This window comes from Mesorhizobium shangrilense (assembly GCF_028826155.1).
In the GTDB taxonomy this organism is placed as follows: Bacteria; Pseudomonadota; Alphaproteobacteria; order Rhizobiales; family Rhizobiaceae; genus Arvimicrobium; species Arvimicrobium flavum.
On the sequence record NZ_JAQGPN010000001.1, the window covers coordinates 4,338,782 to 4,356,129 of the forward strand.

At 64.6% G+C, this 17,348-nt stretch carries 16 protein-coding genes and 1 tRNA gene; 5 read left to right on the plus strand and 12 right to left on the minus strand.

The genetic code is table 11. The features are described from left to right. Positions 1-3: 3 nt before the first annotated feature. The 3 genes from PD284_RS20975 to PD284_RS20985 are packed head-to-tail and all read right to left on the minus strand — an operon-like array spanning position 4 to position 2,880. Positions 4-918 carry a DUF6492 family protein gene (locus PD284_RS20975; RefSeq protein ID WP_274630066.1) on the minus strand — a complete coding sequence of 305 codons (915 nt, stop codon included), beginning with the start codon at positions 916-918 and terminating at the stop codon, positions 4-6. A 25-nt stretch (positions 919-943) separates the two neighbouring features. Beyond that, positions 944-1,711 carry a WecB/TagA/CpsF family glycosyltransferase gene (locus PD284_RS20980; RefSeq protein WP_274630067.1) on the minus strand — a complete coding sequence of 256 codons (768 nt, stop codon included), beginning with the start codon at positions 1,709-1,711 and terminating at the stop codon, positions 944-946. Further along, positions 1,708-2,880 (minus strand): glycosyltransferase family 4 protein, encoded by a 1,173-nt coding sequence (locus tag PD284_RS20985; protein ID WP_274630068.1) that lies wholly within the window; start codon positions 2,878-2,880, stop codon positions 1,708-1,710. Before PD284_RS20985 ends, PD284_RS20980 begins: the two co-directional genes overlap by 4 nt. Positions 2,881-3,076: 196 nt before the next feature. On the opposite strand from PD284_RS20985, the gene PD284_RS20990 reads away from it, so the two are divergent. From PD284_RS20990 to proC, 3 genes are read left to right on the plus strand one after another with little or no spacing between them, the layout of a single operon-like run. Beyond that, positions 3,077-4,069, plus strand: coding sequence for a glycosyltransferase family 2 protein (locus PD284_RS20990; protein WP_274630721.1), 993 nt, complete (start codon positions 3,077-3,079; stop codon positions 4,067-4,069). Next, complete coding sequence (locus tag PD284_RS20995) at positions 4,032-5,360, plus strand: O-antigen ligase family protein (protein ID WP_274630069.1); 1,329 nt, start codon at positions 4,032-4,034, stop codon at positions 5,358-5,360. The genes PD284_RS20990 and PD284_RS20995 overlap by 38 nt, the downstream gene beginning before the upstream one ends. A gap of 50 nt (positions 5,361-5,410) precedes the next feature. Beyond that, positions 5,411-6,226 (plus strand): pyrroline-5-carboxylate reductase, encoded by an 816-nt coding sequence (gene proC / locus PD284_RS21000; RefSeq protein ID WP_274630070.1) that lies wholly within the window; start codon positions 5,411-5,413, stop codon positions 6,224-6,226. Positions 6,227-6,231: 5 nt separating this feature from the next. On the opposite strand, the gene PD284_RS21005 is transcribed toward proC, so the two are convergent. From PD284_RS21005 to PD284_RS21045, 9 genes are all read right to left on the minus strand, one after another. Next, a complete protein-coding gene (locus tag PD284_RS21005) occupies positions 6,232-6,477 on the minus strand; it encodes a PIN domain-containing protein (RefSeq protein ID WP_274630071.1) in 246 nt (81 codons plus the stop codon). A gap of 147 nt (positions 6,478-6,624) precedes the next feature. After that, the gene (locus PD284_RS21010) at positions 6,625-6,855 is read right to left on the minus strand and encodes an AbrB/MazE/SpoVT family DNA-binding domain-containing protein (protein ID WP_274630722.1); all 231 of its coding nucleotides are present in this window, start codon (positions 6,853-6,855) and stop codon (positions 6,625-6,627) included. Positions 6,856-6,912: 57 nt separating this feature from the next. Further along, positions 6,913-8,226 (minus strand): NAD(P)H-dependent oxidoreductase, encoded by a 1,314-nt coding sequence (locus PD284_RS21015; RefSeq protein ID WP_274630072.1) that lies wholly within the window; start codon positions 8,224-8,226, stop codon positions 6,913-6,915. 123 nt (positions 8,227-8,349) lie between these two features. After that, the gene (locus PD284_RS21020; protein WP_274630073.1) at positions 8,350-8,523 is read right to left on the minus strand and encodes a hypothetical protein; all 174 of its coding nucleotides are present in this window, start codon (positions 8,521-8,523) and stop codon (positions 8,350-8,352) included. A 257-nt stretch (positions 8,524-8,780) separates the two neighbouring features. Beyond that, positions 8,781-9,557: a SapC family protein gene (locus tag PD284_RS21025; RefSeq protein WP_274630074.1), complete on the minus strand. Its 777-nt coding sequence runs from the start codon at positions 9,555-9,557 to the stop codon at positions 8,781-8,783. A 108-nt stretch (positions 9,558-9,665) separates the two neighbouring features. Continuing rightward, the gene (locus PD284_RS21030) at positions 9,666-12,440 is read right to left on the minus strand and encodes a beta strand repeat-containing protein (protein WP_274630075.1); all 2,775 of its coding nucleotides are present in this window, start codon (positions 12,438-12,440) and stop codon (positions 9,666-9,668) included. A gap of 182 nt (positions 12,441-12,622) precedes the next feature. Continuing rightward, positions 12,623-12,790, minus strand: coding sequence for a hypothetical protein (locus tag PD284_RS21035; protein WP_274630076.1), 168 nt, complete (start codon positions 12,788-12,790; stop codon positions 12,623-12,625). Between the two features lie 27 nt (positions 12,791-12,817). Next, positions 12,818-15,280: a GcvT family protein gene (locus tag PD284_RS21040; RefSeq protein ID WP_274630077.1), complete on the minus strand. Its 2,463-nt coding sequence runs from the start codon at positions 15,278-15,280 to the stop codon at positions 12,818-12,820. A 167-nt stretch (positions 15,281-15,447) separates the two neighbouring features. Further along, a tRNA-Thr gene (locus PD284_RS21045) sits at positions 15,448-15,522 on the minus strand. Positions 15,523-15,667: 145 nt separating this feature from the next. On the opposite strand from PD284_RS21045, the gene PD284_RS21050 reads away from it, so the two are divergent. Together PD284_RS21050 and murA are read left to right on the plus strand one after the other, a co-directional pair. Further along, complete coding sequence (locus tag PD284_RS21050; RefSeq protein WP_274630078.1) at positions 15,668-15,853, plus strand: hypothetical protein; 186 nt, start codon at positions 15,668-15,670, stop codon at positions 15,851-15,853. 131 nt (positions 15,854-15,984) lie between these two features. Next, positions 15,985-17,277, plus strand: a complete 1,293-nt coding sequence (gene murA, locus PD284_RS21055) for a UDP-N-acetylglucosamine 1-carboxyvinyltransferase (RefSeq protein WP_274630079.1) — start codon at positions 15,985-15,987, stop codon at positions 17,275-17,277. Positions 17,278-17,348: the final 71 nt, after the last annotated feature.

Sequence of the window (17,348 nt, forward strand, 5' to 3'; positions counted from 1 at the left end):
AGATCAGACCAGCCCGGTCAGCCGGCGAATGCGGCCCAGGTCAGTGCCGATGAAGGACTGCATGCCGATGGCGACCTGTTCGGGTGCCATCGTTGCGACGAAATCGGCCAGTTGTTCATCCGACATCGGGTCGCCGAACCATTTGACGTGGCAGAATTCGCGGTCGTCGTGGAAATGGTCCTGTCCGGCCAGGACGTCATCGACGAAACGGCCGTAGATCATGCATTCCGAGAATTTTCGCCGGGTTCCGGCGGCCGCGACCCAGTTGCGGCCCGACACCTTCTCCAGATGCTCGCACAAGGCCACCATGGTCGCGCGACGCCATGCGATCACCGTCGTGATGTAGTCGTCGTTCGAGATCGGCTCTACCGGAATCCCAAGCACACGCGCCGCATTGTCGGACCATGCCCGCTGATCTGCGATCTGGGGTTTCAGCAAGGCGTCCTTGTTGCGATAGAGCCTGACCTTGTCGTCGCGGTGAAACGCGGCGCAGTCGAAGGGCTTGAGGAACACCACGTCGGAATCGCAATAGACCAGCACGTCTTCCGTCGACGCCATGGCGATCGCCATACGCCGCAGTTGCTGCACGTGCCAGCCGCGCAGCGGCATGGTGAAGGGGCTCAGCCACAGTCGACGCTTGAACCCGCTCAGCGGATCGTCGATCGGCACCAGCCACCGCGGCAGCAGATCCCGTTCGCTGATGACGACGCGGCGCGGCGATTCCAGCGCGCGAAACAGGCTGACGTCGCGTTGCTCGACGAGCAGATAGTGCTTGTCGAATCCGGTGACGAAGTGATCGAGCGTCTCGCAGAGCAGACGGCAGCGCTCGAAGTCGGGCGCATAGCTCGGTGTCACGATGGCCGATGTCGGCCGGCGAGCCGGCGTCGATGCCGTCCTCGTGAGCGATTCGGTAGACATGAGACAATCGTCCATGATCGCTGCCTCAGCCTGCAATCTTCTGTTTCAGCACGCGCCACAGGAACTGCGGATTGCCGATAAGGTAGCGCCGCCACAAGCGGCCCGGTTCGATCCACAGGCGGAACAGCCATTCGCACCTCAGCCTGCGCACCCAGCCCGGCGCCCGCGGCACAGCCCCCGCGAAGAAGTCGAACAGCGCGCCGACGGCAAGCGGCAACGTCGCATGGCGCTGGTCGAGGTGCTGCGCGATCCATTTCTCCTGCTTGGGAACACCCATGGCGACGAGCAGGATGTCGGGCCGTTCGGCCGCGAGGTCGGCGCAGATGGCGGCAGTCTCTGTTTCGGAAAAGAAGCCGTCCGCCACCGCTCGATAGTGATGCTGGGGTATGTTGCGACGCAGGGCGGCGACTGCGCCATCAAGGTTGGCGCGGCGCCCGCCGATCAGCCCGACGGTGAGCGGTGTCTGCGTCTGCGAGAGCAGCGCCGGCACGAAATCCGTTCCGTTGAGATTGGCCGGCAACGGCTCGCCATGGAGAAGCTTCGACGCAATATCGACGCCGACGCCATCGGGCAGGACCAGGAAGTCGCGCAGCGCCTGCTTGAACTCACGGTCCGCGGCGGCGCAATTGGCGACATGCGCGTTGAGGAACGCCACCTTCGTGTGGTGTCGATCAGCGATGCGCGATTGCATCAATTCGATCGCAGCGCTCCAGTGCAGGGCCGCCACCCTCACGCCGACGATGTCCCGATAGGAGACCGGTGTCGCCGTCGAGGTAGAAGCTCGAACGTTCATGCGGCCGCCTCAAGCCGTCCCGCCTTCAGCGTTTCGAGGCCACGCCGGATGGTGGCGTCGAGGGCGGCGCGCTGCGCGGCATAGAACCGGCTGCCGTCGATGCAGTCCGGCTTCTTCGACGTCTCGACGAGCAGGCGCGCAAACTCCCTGGCGTCGTCGGTAACGGCGCAGTTCTCCGGAACGTTGGTGATGCCGCGCAGCGAACTCCTCGTCGCCACCGAAGGCAGGCCGAGTTCGAAAGTCTCGATCGTCTTCAACTGGACGCCTGTCCCCGCCCGGCTGATCAACGGCACCGCCGCGCCCGACAGCACGAATTCGGTGGCGTCCGGCACGCGCCCCACGAGGCGGACGCCCGGATGGTCGGATCGGATCCTTGTCGGGACGCTACCTGCGATGTTCACCCTGAAGTCAGACGGCAGATGCGGCACGACCTCGTTCAGGAACCATTCGAGGCCTATCAGGTTCGGGTGCCAGGTCCAGGTGCCGATCAAGGCGGCGTCACAGGCGATATCCCGCCTGGTCACCCGCTGCGGCGGCGTCAGTCGCGCCACCAGAGGCAGCCACGCGGACCTTGCATCCGAGGCGACGCCGAGCGGTGCGCGATCCTCCGGCGCCAGTGTGTAGACGAAGCTGGCCCTGTCGCAGAGGCGCTTCTCCACCGTCTCGAGCAGGCGCGCCTCGCGCCGGTAGAGAAAGCGTTCGACCGCGCTGTGGGCGGCTTCGGCATTCTCGGCGGCGGAACGGTACTCGACGTTATAGGGTGCGAAGAGGCTAGGCTTGTGGACGAAGCACTCTTCATATGCGGCGGCGAACTGCACCGAGTTCAACAGGAATCCGTCGAACGGCTCCAGCCGCGCCAGTTCCTTCTTCAGCGCAGCCGGTGGAATTGCCAGCAGCTTGGCCGACGAAAACGTCATGTTGGAGAGCATTGCCTTGCCGAGCCAGCGCAGTTTCGTGCGGGTGTCGGCGCGATCCGTCCTGACCTCGAGCGTCCCCAGCACCACGGTTTGGTCCGGATCTATGGCCTCACGGCCGGGCAGCTTGAAACCAACAACGGTCACGCGCACGCCCGCGCGACGCAACGCGTCGACGATGGCCGCTGTCGCGATCTCATAGCCAGACGTCATGGCGCCGTCAGGCACGAGGGAAGTGGCGAACACAAGATGCATGACCAAGCCTTTTGGCTCTGGATCGCAAACTCGGATAAATTTTCGCTTAAGTTGAGCGTGACAATGATCGGCAACCTCGTTCCGACCTCAGGTTGTGGGGACGGCGTTGCCGTCTTGGCGTTTCCGGGCAGCAATTCGCGGACCCCGCTTAACCGATCGTTATGCGCGCGATGGTATCGACCGATGGCCCATGGGAATGTTCGCTTTGCCGCCTTCCGTCAGCATTTTCGCCCGAACGCGCGGCCTCGATGAAGCCGCTGTGGAGGCGGTGGTCACGCTGCCGACCTTCAAGCGCCCGCAACAGCTCCTCGATACGCTGCGTTCGCTCGAGGCGCAGAGGACGTCACGGCGTTTCGCGATCATCGTGATGGAGAACGAGGCCGAACTGCGCGAAGGCGCCGCCGCCGCGGCTCCCCTCTTCGAAGGCGCGACGCTCCCCGGACTCGTGATTATCGCCCATCAGCGGGGCAACTGCAGCGCCTACAATGCCGGCTGGGAAACGGCGCTGGTGACCTTCCCCAATTTCCGCCACCTCCTCGTCATCGATGACGACGAACTCGCCGACCCGGATTGGCTGGAGCGGATGTGCGCCGCCGCCGACGCGCTTGGCGTGGACATCGTCGGAGGGCCGCAACTGCCGGTCTTTGCCGAGGATGCGGAGAACCGCTGGAGCGGGCATCCCGTGTTCGCGCCTCCCTATTCCGGCACGGGCCGCGTTCCGGCGCTCTATTCGTCCGGCAATCTCCTGGTCGGCCGTCATGTCCTCGAGCGCATGGGGCCGCCCTTCCTCGACCTTCGCTTCAACTTCATGGGCGGCGGCGATTCGGATTTCCTGAGCCGTTCCGTCCAGGCCGGCTTCAAGCTTGGATGGTGCGCCGAGGCGCCGGTCTACGAGGCGGTCCCGGCGAGGCGCACGAAGGCCGACTGGATTCGTGCGCGCAGCCTGCGCAACGGCGTCATCTCGACCTTGGTCGAGAAGAAGAAGCGGGCGGGCACGCCCTTCGCAGGTCTGAAAGTCTTCGCCAAGAGCCTCGCGCTGCTTGGCGCCTCCCCCTTTCGTGCCGCGGTGCGCCTGGCGCAGAGCGCATCGCCGCAGATCGCGGTCTATCCGATCTATGTGGCGCTCGGCCGCGTGATGGCGGAATTTGGTTATGCCAACGAACAGTATCGCCAGCCCGAGAAGAACTGACCGCCCGTGGCTGGCGCGCGCGCTGGCTTCGTCGGTCGTACCGACGGTTCTGGCGGCAGTCATCCTGACGGTCATTGTCATATCGTTCCGCCCGTTCCAACCGGGCGGCGCCACGCTGGAGCCGGATGCGGGAGGCGACATCGTCAACCAGCTGGGTTTCAGCGCCCTTGGCGGCCTGGCGCTGTTCGCCATGCTTTCCTGCGTCAACCCGCGCACGATTTCCGCCTTCTTCAGTCCATGGTGGCTGTTGATGCTCGGCTTCTTCGGCCTGTCGATCATGAATGCGACGGACCCCTCCGCCGCGGCGCGCGGGGGGCTGTTCACACTCATCGGAATCATCGCGGTCGTCGCCGTGCTTGCGCTGCCGCGCGACGGGCAAGCCTTTGCCTCAGTGTTCGCGGTCGCCGGGATCACGGTGGTGGTCATCAGCTACATGGGCCTGATTCTGCTGCCCGGCGCCGCGATGCATTCGGGCGCCGACGTCGAATGGGAGCATGCCGGCCTGTGGCGCGGCGTCTTCGCGCACAAGAACATCGCCGGACCGGTGATGGCCGGCTTCAGCTTCGCTGGACTCTATCTCTACCGACGCGGCTGGAAGCGCCGGGGCCTCTTCCTGCTGATCACCGCCATCATCTTCATGGCCAATACCGGCTCGAAGACGACCGCCGGCCTGGTGCCGCTCGCCATCCTCATCGTCATGGTTCCCGGACTGATCGGCATGCGGCGGCTTACGGTGCTGCTCGTTGCCCTGGCATTCGTCGGAACGGCTGTGGCGACACTCGGCATTGTCTTCATCCAGCCGGTAAAGGAACTCGTCCTCTCGCAGATTCCGGATCTCACCTACACGGGACGCACCTCCCTCTGGGAGTTCGCCGGCGAGATGATCATGAAGCGCCCGTGGACGGGATACGGCTTCGAGAGCTTCTGGCGGGGCGTCGCCGTGATGTCCACCGACCATCCGTTCGACCGTGCATGGGACGTCCGGACGATGGTCCATGGCCACAACGGCTATGTCGATATCGCCGTCGCCATGGGCCTGCCGGCGCTCTTGGTCGCGATCATGGCCTTCTTCATCGAACCGATGCGCGACTACATCCGGATCCCGCCGCTCAGAGAGAACATCCTCCTGGGCGACTTCTTCATGATGGTCTTCCTGTTCACGGCGCTGAACGCCTTCCTGGAATCCTTCTTCTTCCGGCGCGTCGACCCCGTATGGGTGTTCTTCCTGATCAGCGTGTTCGGCCTGCGCATGGTCGCGCGCCTGCCCGTGCCGAGCGGTTCCCTCCGATAGGTCTTTCGCCTCGTCCCGCAAATGACTAAGGGAGTGGGCGGAGGTGTCGGATGGCCACAAAGATCATTCTCGTCGGCTGCGGCAACATGGGCTACGCCATGCTTGCAGGCTGGCTGACGTCCGGGCAATTGCGGGCGGACGAAGCGTTTGTCGTAGAGCCCGCGGACGTGTTGCGGGCTCGAGCCGAGGCGCTGGGCGTCCGGGCGGCAGCCGAGGCGAACGCGGTTCCGGCCGACGCGGACCCGACGCTTGTCGTTCTCGCCGTCAAGCCACAGGTCATCCGTGGCGTAACCGAAGCTTATAGACGATTTGCCGGCGGCCCCACGACGTTCCTCAGCATCGCTGCCGGAACCGGGATGAAAACGTTCGAAGAGGTGCTCGGCGTCGACACGCCGATCGTCCGCTGCATGCCCAACACACCGGCGGCAATCGGCAAGGGCATGATGGTCGTCTATTCGAACTCGCAGGTTTCGGACGCGACGAGGCGCTTCGTCGCCGATTTGCTGGCGACCAGCGGCGAGGTCGCGACGATCGACGACGAGAGCCTGATGGACGCGGTGACGGCAGTGTCGGGATCTGGCCCGGCCTACATCTTCCACTTCATCGAATGCCTGACGGCAGCCGCCGAGGCAGCGGGTCTGCCGGCGAAGACGGCGAAACTTCTGGCGATGCAGACCGTCTACGGCGCCGCGTCGCTCGCGGCGGCAAGCTCGGAAGAACCGGGCGTTCTGCGCCAGCAGGTGACGAGCCCGAACGGCACGACCGCAGCCGCGCTTGACGTGCTGATGGGCGAGGACCGGCTGAAGAAGCTGGTGGGGGACGCAGTGGAGGCTGCCCGCAAGAGGAGCGTAGAACTGGGAATGTAGGCCGTCTAGTAGGCAAACGGGTTGCGGATTGTGAGCCGATCGTCGATCACAAGGCCGTCCTGCATGTGTTCGAACAGCAAAATACTGCATTCAGACGAGAACGCGGCCGCCACGATCATACCGTCAAAGATGGAAAGCTGGTAGCGCTGCGCCAGACGCAAGCCTTGCCGATGAACCGGCAGGGTCAGGGGGATCACCGCGAGCAGCAACTCGAATGGCTGCAGGAAGGCAAGGGTAGCGTCCCACGGCATCTGCATTTTTCGGCGCGCTACGTTGGTAATCTCGTTCAGAACTTGAACGCTGACGGTGCCGCCATCGCCTCAACGATGCGGGCTCTCGGCTCGTCACCAGAGGCTAGGTACAAAAGCACATTTGCGTCGAAGAACGGACTGGGCGCGCTATCGGGCGTTTGCCTCCTCCCGGTCGAACTTGAAGTCGGCCGGCAGCATGCCTCGATATTTCCGTAGCTGAAGGATCAGTTCCGCTCGTGTGGGCTGACGAACGACGCCGAATTCATCTCGATCCGCGACATGGATGTTAATCTCGTCGCCTTCATTCAGATTCAGGGCTTCGACGACCGCACCGGGCAGTCTGACAGCCAAGCTGTTGCCCCATTTCGCGACACGTATAGCGAACCTCCGAGGATATACGCTTGCACAGTGTATATCCGCCCGATCAGGCGTGCATCACGATCCGTAGAGCATCCCGTCCTGGAGCTGTCGCAATGCAAACAGCCGCGTCGTCGGATCGGGCGAGGCATTGTCGCGCGTCAGCGGTTCGCCCTTCCTCACTGGTCGCAGCACCTTGCCTCCTTCGAGCAGGCCGACAGGCACAGCGCCGACCGCCCTCGCCTCCTCGACCGTCATCGTCCAGGAACGGTAGCAGGTCTCGCCGATCGCATCGAAGGTCTCGCCGGCCGCCAGATCGCGCTTCGCCACGGCGCACACTTCCGCCACTGGCCGCGGCAAGGGCACCATGTCGGGCTTGCCGTGAAGCATGATGCGCGCCGCCGTCAGCGGCACTTCCAGTGAGGTCAGATGATAAGGCCGGAAGAAGCTGTAGTAGGGCCCCTTGCCGACATGCAGGTCGTCCATCCGCTCGATGATTCGCGGATGCGTGGCCTCGACGATGACGAAGACGCCCGGTGCAACGCCCTTGCCAATCGTGTAGTCGACAACGCCCTTCCGGCCGAGAATGCCGCCATCCTCGCGCGGGATAAGGACGCGAGCGAGCTGATCGCGATCCGCATTCGGCCCATGCATGCCCGCAATGTCGGGCACCAGCCCGGTGGCGTTGGCGATCGCGCACATCTCGACCATGGTCTTGGAGCCGTCGACGAACTCGACCAGCATGCGCGGGTTCATGTTCCGGCGCATGGCCTCCTCCCGGTAGTCGTCGGGGACCGCGTCGTGGTTGAGGGGATTGTTCTTGCCCTTGCCCGCCGAGACGATCGTGTAGCCGAGCGCGGTGGCGAACTCGATGAGTTCCATGCAGGAGGACGGTTCGTCACCGGCGCCCACCGAGTAGACGACCCCGAGCCGGTCGGCCTCGCGCTTCAGCCAAGGGCCGATGGTGACGTCGGCTTCGACGTTCATCATCACCACATGCTTGCCGTGCTGCATGGCCATCAGGTCGAAATCCGCGGCGACGCCCGGCTTGCCGGTGGCATCGATGACGACGTCGATCAGCGGATTGGAGACGAGCATTTCGTTCGAGGTGATGGCGATCTTGTTCGCCTCGATGGCGGCCGTCACCCGCGATGCCGTATCTGCCTCGGCCGCCCTCGCGTCGTCGCCATAGGCGATGCGGATGGCGTGCGACGCAGTGTGCGGACGTCGCGTGGAAATGGCGACGAGATCGACGCCCTTCATCAGCATGCACTGGGTGACGAGGTCCGTGCCCATCTCGCCGGAACCGATGACGCCGATGCGTACCGGCCGGCCCTCGTCAGCACGGCGGGCAAGGTCGCGCGCGAGCCCGGTGAGGGCGACATTGGTCATATGGGATATTCCGCCGTTTCGTAAGCGTCGGGCATAGCGCCCGCGCCCGACTTTGGCAATGAAGCGCGGTGTCGCGTCGCTCGGCGCGTCAGGTGACGGCGAGCGCGCTGCGCGGGTCGCCGATCAGGACACGCCCCTCCCATCGCCGTCAGACGCCTCGGCAGGGCGCTCACGCGCTCTCATTTTCCGCAGCAGATCGAGCAAATAGCCGATCTCTCCTCGCGTGATGACGGTGCCGTCCGTTTCACCACAAAGCTCAAGCAGTTGCTCCAGCAAGCTCACGCCACCCACGAGCATGTCGCTATCCGGCCGTTTCCCAACCATCGTAAGATTGACCCCAAACAATCATGGCGGCTCCGTGCATCTGGAGAACGACGAGCTTGCCCCGTTCTTGTTCACCTTGCCAAGGTCGCCAAAGAACACCCGCCGCATTGCCCGCCCGGCAACCATCGCGACTTGAGTTTTTCCCCGTATTTTCAGTACAGACCTATCTTCGTGACATCAATTTCATCCCTAGTGAAGGGTTAATGAGCCGCGCCCCGTCGTCCGGCCGCCTAGAAAACCAGACTGCCGTCGTCCTCGCGCAGGAAGTCCAGATTGACCTCCCTGCCGGGAGTCCCCGGCGCGGCGCCCGCGACCCTGGCATGGAACTCCGCCAGGCGGCTGAGCACCTCCAGGCGCGACATCGACAGCAACTGCGCGTAGGCGATCGGCAGGGCCGCGACCTTGCGCAATTTGGCGAAGGCAGCCTCATCGAGCGCGTTCAGCGCTTTCTCGTCTACGCGCAAGAGCCCGGCAACCGCCCTCTCCTGCCCGTCCTTCGCCTTGACCTTGATCTGCCACGGCGTCAGCACGCCTGCGTCGGAGAGCGCGGCAGCCGCGAAGGTCATCTGCTGGCGGCTCTTCTCGTATGCTTCCAGGAAGGAGACGGTCTGCTTGACCCCGGACGACAGGTTGCCGGCATCGTCATAGAGCGGATCTCCATCATCCCCGACGTACTCCTCGGCAACGCAAAGCGCCATGTCCTCCCGCCCCTCGACGCGCGCCAGCCGGAAGGGAAAGGAACGCAGGATGCCGGGCACGTAAGCCCCTACCCAGCGGCCGTCCTTGCCCACGAAGAGATTCGTGCCGGACTGCAGGCCTGTCACGGCGACGAGCTGGACCAGCCTGTCGTTCCTGACGAAGGCGAGCGGCATGTTGACGGCTGCAGCGGCCACCTCCAGCCCGACGACCGGCGCCAACGCCTCGCTGGACGCGAAGGCATAGTCTGCCGGCCGACGCCACGACTTCGCGGCGTGCAGGGCCTTGTTCAGGGGGACGAAGTTTGTCATCGGCGCTTGCCTCTCATGTTTGCTGTACACCTTTTAGGCAGCTTCGCGCAAAAGAAAACCCCGCCCTCGAAATCAGAGGGCGGGGCAGTTTGCCTCGGCGATATCTACTTAGACGAAATCGATGTTGCCTGCTGAGAACGCCGCGTAGTCGGCGGCGGACATCTCGACCGTCGCGAGCACGTCGATCGCATCGGCCGCGTTAATGAATACGGCCGGAGCGTTGATGTTGAACAGGATCATCACGCCTGCTGTCGCATCATACATCGACGCCATCATGTCCGTGACGCCGGCGGCCACGGTTATGATCCCAAGGCCAATTGCCTGATCGAAGGCTGCATCGGCAGTCGCCGCGCCCACCGAGGCGGTCGTGAACTTGATAAAGTTGCTGTCCCCGACGCCCGGCAGGTTGGCGTTGATCACCGTGCCGGCCGTGTAGTCGAGGAACAGCGCCGCATCCGCCGCGGCGGTCGCTCCGCCATCTGCCTGGTCGGCCTGCGACGCCTGGATCTGTAGGAGATCGTCGGCAATGCCGAAGCCGGTGACCCGGTGATAGCTGGCCAGCGGAGTCCCCGGCGCCGTGTAGGCCACACCGTCGAACCGCACGGTGTCGCTGCCGCCGAAGGTCAGGTTGATGACGTCCACGTCACCGGCCGCACCGGCAGCATAGCCGCCGCGGATCGCAATCACGTCATTGCCGGCGCCGCCGATGACCGTCTGGTTTCCACCGCCGACGCCGAGCGACAGGTCCGCGGTGAACGCCTGCGCATCGAAGACACCGGTGTCAAAGTCATAGCTGAAGCTGTCGAAGCCGAACCTGAAGTCGACGTCACCGGTCAGGATGATGTCGCTGTTGGCCAGATCGCCCGCCTCGATGACGTTGACGGCGGTGCCGTTCGGGTCGTTGCCGTCGCCCAGCGAAGCGATCGAAACCGCCTCGATGTCGGCGCCCGTAATAAGGGCGTCGTTGACGACGTTCAGGCCGCCCGCCGTGTTGTTCTGCATGGTGAGATGCAGGTTGTCGAGCGCGCCATCCACTGCCTGATCAAGGTTTATGTCGTCTACGGCATTGGCTGCTCCGCCTGCGGAGTAGATCACCGTTTGCGTGTTGGTCTGGTTGGTGATGGTGATGTCCAAGTTGTTGTAGTCGCCGATGAACTGGATCTCGGTCGCCGAGCCCATGAGGCTGAGATCGGCGGTGATGGCGGTCGTCGCGCCCGCCCCGGACGTGCTGTGGACGATCCGCTCGATGCCGGTGATGTTGGCGCCAACCCCGGCAAGAAGCACGCCGTTGTTGTTCGACTCGATCCCCAGTTCATCCAGATCCGCGCCGCCTTCCGCGGTGTCGTCGACATTGAACGACGCTCCGCCACCCCCGGTCGCCTGGAAGAACAGAAGATCTGCGCCCGCCCCGCCATTGGCGGTGGCATCGACCGCTGCGCTGAACGACATGAGGTCGGCGCCGCCGTTGCCATTGACGGTCACGAGGCTCTGGCCGCCCGTGACAGGTACGGTGGTGACCCCCAGGAAGTCAAAAGCATCCGCGCCCTCGCTGCCGTTCACCGTCACTGTGCCGCCGCCGGTGAAGGCCGCGGCGATCCCGGTGCCAGCCCCCATGCCCGTCGCGTCAAGCGTCTCCAAATTGCCGATGTTGAGCGCAGTCCCCGTCAATAGGAGATTGGCGTCGCCGGTGACGTTGACGGTCGTAGCGGCCGTATTGTTGAAATCCAGCATGTTGGCGTTGGCAGCATTCGCGACCGGGCCGTTGCTGGCCAGATTGATCGTTTCATAACCGGCGATGTTGAGCTGAGACCCCGTCGGCAGGTTGCGGATGGTGACGTCGAGCGTATCGGTAGTGCCGTTGGTGGCCGTGCCGAGATTGGTAATCGTGAACGTGTTGCCGCCGATGTCGTCGTTGAGACCGACGTCGGTCAGCAGGGTGCTGACGTTGTTGACGGTGATGCTGTTCGCCGGCGCGCGGAAGTTGATGGTGTCGAGCGCGTTGGCGTTCAGGACGTCCAGCGTAACCGGCGGCACGACGAAGCCCGGTGCGCCGTCGAGGTTCAGCACGTGGATGTTGGTGAGGCCCGCCGGGATTGTGAACGGGTTCACCAGTTGCGCCGTCAGTGAATTGCGGCCGGCCCCGCCATCGACGGTGTCGGTGTTGTTCAGCGTCTGGATCGGAGAGCCCGACGTCTGCTCGACCGGGGCGCTGAAGGTGTCGTTGCCCGCCGTGCCGACGATATTGTCGGTACCCGAGGTGAAGAGGATCGCCGGCCCCACGTCATCGCCGTCGAAGTTGGTGCCATCGGCAACCTCTATCGGAATGAAGGTCGCGCTCGTCTCGGGCAGAGCGGCGGAGCCGTCATCGATCGCGGCCACGAGGTCGTTGACGGAATCGCCGACGCCGATATCGGCCGTGACGAGGATGTTGAGAAGCGATGCGAGGCCAACGATGGCTGCGCCGTCAGCGCCGGCAACGCCGCGCTCGGCCGCCACGTTGGTGAAGAAGGCCTGAGCCTCGGCCCGCGTGAAGAAGGTGCGGCCGGCGTCGGTCTGGTGGTCCAAGGGTACGAACGCGTTGTAGATCGCCAGTAGCTTGTCCTGCAGGGTTGAAGCACCCCCGATGATGCCGGCGAACGCCGCCCCCGCATCCGTGTTGTCCTGGACCAGCGCGTTGGCGATGTTGATGAAGATGTTTTCCTTGTTGAACGTCACGGCCGGATTGTTCGACCCGAAGTTCGTGTTCACCGAATTGTTGATCAGATAGACGAAGCCGTTGATGCTGGGCACCCCGCCCAGCAGGACCTCGTAGGCTGCTGCGATACCGCGTGCAGCATCGGGATTGCCGTCAATGAGGGCGTCCAATTCAGCAAGGGTTGCCATGGTATGGTTTCTCCTCCGGTCGTCCGGGATCCATCGCCACCCACCTGTCGGAAAGCTAATTCCACGGGGGATAATGTGTCAAGTATGCTGTACGTCACTATGCTGTACATGGACACACCGACGATGAACCGAACCCCACGCAGCACCCGGCTTCTAGGTGCGGCAGCGCCTGATTGGCGCCGTCAAGTCAGTTTTTTCCGGACTGGAGAAAACCACGGCCGGGCGCTTCCCGAGCAAAAGACGACCGCCTCGGTGCGGGGACGTACCGCCACGATCACGACGCGCAGATCATTGACCGAATCGCCAATGCCGACGCGGCGAGCGCCACCATGATCCCGCCGGATGTCCATCGCCTCCTCCGCTGATGGGGTTCGGCCTCAGGCCCGGACGCGTTGCGATGTCGGATCGTAGAGCGGCGTCAGGCTCGCCATGGCGTCAATGCGGCGGCCGGCCACCTCGATCTGGTAGCGGCTGGCGAGCATCGCTTCCGGCGCTTCGCCAGGCTCGCGGCAGGGCACATAACCGAGACCGATAGCGGCGGCGAAGTGGTGGCCGAAGTTGCCGGAGGTGAGCACGCCCACGATGCGGCCGTCCCTGAGGATAGGCTCGTTGTGGTGGAGCAGAGGCTCGGGGTCGACGAGCTTGAACTGCACGAGCCGCGTCGACAGACCCGCCTCGCGCTTGCGCAACACCGCCTCGCGGCCGATGAAGTCGCCCTTGCCGGTCTTCACGGCAAACCCCAGTCCGGCCTCCAGCACATGGTCCTGGCCCGATATGTCGTGGCCGAAGTGCCGGTAGGCCTTTTCGATGCGGCAGCTGTCCATGGCATGAAGGCCGCAGAGCTTCAGCCCATGCGCGGCGCCGGCCGCCTCGATCGTCTCGAACACGTGGGCGGCCTGATCGGCGCTGACATAGATCTCCCAGCCGAGTTCGCCGACATAGGTGACGCGATGGGCGCGGGCGAGCCCCATGCCGATCTCGATCTCCTTCGCGGAGCCGAACGGGAAGGCATCGTTCGAGAAATCATCCGGCGAGCAGGCTTTTAGCAGTTCGCGCGACCTCGGCCCCATCAGGGAAAACACGGCCTCCGAGGCGGTGATATCTGTGATGACCGCGATGTCATCGCCAAGGCGCCTTCGCAGCCAGGCAAGGTCGCGCCGCAAAGTGGCGGCGGGAACGACCAGCAGGAACGCGCATTCGCCGAGGCGTGTCACGGTCAGGTCGGCTTCGATGCCGCCGCGCTCGTTCAGCATCTGGGTGTAGACGAGCCGGTTGACCGGCACGTCGACCTGGTTGGCGCAGACCCTCTGCAGGAATCTTGGCGCGTCCCGTCCCTCGACCCGCACCTTGCCGAAGCTCGACATGTCGAAGAGACCGACAGCTTCGCGCACCGCGCAATGCTCCTCGGCCTGATTCGCGAACCAGTTCTGGCGCTTCCAGCTATAGCGGTACTCGCGCTCCTGCCCCGGCTTTGCAAACCAGTTGGCGCGCTCCCAGCCGGCGGTTTCGCCGAACACGGCGCCCCGCGCCTTCAGGTGCTCGTGGATGGGACTGCGGCGCACCCCCCTGGCGCTGGCTGGCTGGCGATACGGAAAATGATCTGCATAGAGAAGACCCAGCGTCTCGCTGACCCGCTCGCGGAGATAGATGCGGTTCCTTTGGAAGGGCTGGGCGCGGCGGATGTCGACGTCCCACAGGTCGAAGGGCGGCTCGCCTTCCGCGATCCACTGCGCCAGCGCAAAGCCGGCGCCGCCCGACGAGGCGATGCCGATCGAATTGTAGCCCGCCGCGACCCAGTAGCCGGCGAGCTCCGGCGCTTCGCCGAGATAGTAGCGGTCGTCCGGCGTAAAACTCTCCGGCCCGTTGAAGAAGGTGTGGATGCCGGCCGTGGCGAGCAGCGGCATCCGCTGCAGGGCGTTCTCGAGGACAGGCTCGAAATGCTCGAGATCCTCGGGCAGGTGGTCGAAGCAGAAGGACTCTGGAATGCCGTCCATGCCCCAGGGCTTCGCCTTCAATTCGAAGGCGCCGACCAGCATCTTTCCGGCATCCTCCTTGTAGTATGTCGCCTCGTCGGGGACGCGCAGCACCGGCAGCCGGCCCAGCCCCTCGATCGCTTCGGTGACGATGTAGAAATGCTCGCACGCGTGGAGAGGCAGCGTGACGCCGGACCGCGCCGCGAGCTCCCTCCCCCACATGCCGGCGCAGTTGATGACGATGTCGGCGCGGACGGTCCCGGTCGCGCCGTCGTCGCCTTGCCAGGCGACGCCCGTGACACGTCCGCCGGTCTGGTGCACCGCCGTCACCTTGACGTTCTCGGTGATCCGCACGCCGCGGTTTCGCGCGCCCTTGGCGAGCGCCAGTGCGATGTTGGCGGGATCGGCCTGACCGTCCTTCGGCAGGTGCACGGCGCCCACGACGCCGTCGAGACAGAGGTGCGGATAGAGGTGCGGCAGGTCCGCGGGGCCGAGCTCATGCACCTCGACGCCGAAGGCGCGCGCCAGGCTTGCCTGGCGCAGGATCTCCTCGCGCCGCTCTTGCGTCAGCGCCACGGTGATCGAGCCGCACTGACGCATGCCCGTCGCCAGCCCGGTCTCCTTCTCGAGCTCCAGGTAGAGGTCGGCCGAGTATTTCGCGAGCCGCGTCATGTTCTCGCTAGCGCGCAGCTGGCCGACGAGGCCGGCCGCATGCCATGTGGTCCCGGAGGTGAGCTGCTTGCGCTCCAGGAGAACGATGTCGCTCCAGCCGAGTTTTGCGAGATGATAGGCGACCGAGCAGCCGGAAACGCCGCCGCCGATGATCACGGCGCGCGCGGCCGAAGGAACGCTGGGCTGAGTCGGCATGCTGATGCACCCCCTCGGCGGAGCCTGTTGCCGCCGCCCGGCCTCAAACGACCAAATCCTGGCCGCCGCGCACCCGCGAAGCTGACGCCGCGCCGGCCGCAGACAGCGTTAGATTGGACGCAAAGCGATGCGTGTTCAAGGCGGCCAGCGATTTTGGGGGGATGGACTGGTGCTGCGAGAGAGGATTGAACTCTCGACCTCTCCCTTACCAAGGGAGTGCTCTACCACTGAGCTACCGCAGCTGAAGTCGGGGCGCTTCTGCCATATCGAACGCAGGAGTGCAAGGCGTGTGTTGATATGTCGTGCAGGTCTTTTTATGGGCCTTTTCACCGCCACATTCCCGCAGCATGGTGACCCGCATCTCTCCTCTTAGAATCGTCGTCGCCCGTGGCCGAAGATAATCCCAGCAACCCGACCAAGTCCGCCGCGAAGGCCAACCAGAAGAGCCGGCTCGGGGCCGAGCTGAAGGCCAACCTCATGCGGCGAAAGGCACAGGTTCGGGCGCGGCGCACCGGCGAGCCAGACCAGCGACCCGAGGGACTCGATCCGCGCAAGTCAGCTTCGGACCAGTGACGACTGGTACAAGATCATCCCCCACCGCAACCCGCGCTTTTGTTGAATGCGGGGGGCAAATGATCTAGAGGCCGCGTTTATATCGATTTGACCTCAGTCCCGCACCCCTAACATCTAGCAAAGAGAGCTCAATGGATCGCATCAGGATTGTCGGAGGCAACGAGCTCAACGGCCGAATTCCCATCTCGGGCGCGAAGAACGCGGCGCTCCCCTTGATGATCGCCTCGCTGCTCACCGACGACACGCTGACGCTGGAAAACGTGCCGCACCTGGCCGACGTCGAACAGCTGATCCGGATTCTCGGCAACCACGGCGTCGACTACTCGGTCAACGGCCGCCGCGAGCGCCAGAGCGAGGGCTATTCGCGCACCATCCACTTCACCGCGCGCCACATCGTCGACACCACCGCGCCCTACGAACTCGTCTCGAAGATGCGCGCCAGCTTCTGGGTCATTGGTCCGCTGCTCGCCCGCATGGGCGTCGCGCGCGTCTCGCTGCCTGGGGGATGCGCCATCGGGACGCGCCCGGTCGACCTCTTCATCGACGGGCTGCAGGCGCTCTCCGCCGAGATCGACATCGACAGCGGCTATGTCGTCGCGAAGGCGCCAAAGGGCGGTCTCGTCGGCAATCGCTACGTATTTCCGAAGGTCTCGGTCGGCGCCACCCACGTGCTGTTGATGGCCGCATCGCTGGCCCGCGGCGAGACCGTGCTGGTCAACGCCGCGCGCGAGCCGGAGGTCGTCAATCTGGCGGACTGCCTCAATGCCATGGGCGCGAAGATTTCCGGCGCGGGCACGTCGACCATCACCATCGAAGGAGTGGACGCGCTTTCCGGCGCGCGCCACGCCGTCATCCCGGACCGAATTGAGACGGGTACCTACGCCATGGCGGTCGCCATGACCGGCGGCGACGTCATCCTCGAGAACGCCCGGCCGGACCTCTTGCAGAACGCGCTCCGGGTGCTGGAACAGACCGGCGCCGAGATCATCCCCGTCAATTCGGGCATAAGGGTGCGTCGCAACGGTGCCGGCATCTCGCCCGTCGATGTGAGCACCGAGCCTTTCCCGGGCTTCCCGACCGACCTGCAGGCGCAGTTCATGGGCCTGATGACGATGGCCAATGGCCGCTCGACGATCACGGAGACGATTTTCGAGAACCGCTTCATGCACGTGCAGGAACTGGCACGGCTCGGGGCGCGCATCACGCTGTCCGGTCAGACCGCGCATGTCGAGGGCGTACCCGTTCTGAAGGGCGCGCCGGTCATGGCGACCGACCTGCGCGCTTCGGTGTCGCTGGTCATCGCGGGACTGGCTGCCGAAGGCGAGACCACCGTCAGCCGCGTCTACCACCTCGATCGCGGTTTTGAGCGGCTGGAGGAAAAGCTCTCCGGCTGCGGCGCGACGATCGAGCGTATATCAGGCTGATCCCTTCTGGGCGGCGACGTCCAGCATAGTCTCCGCCGCCCACCGCCCTCCCCTCCGGGTTGCGCCTCCTG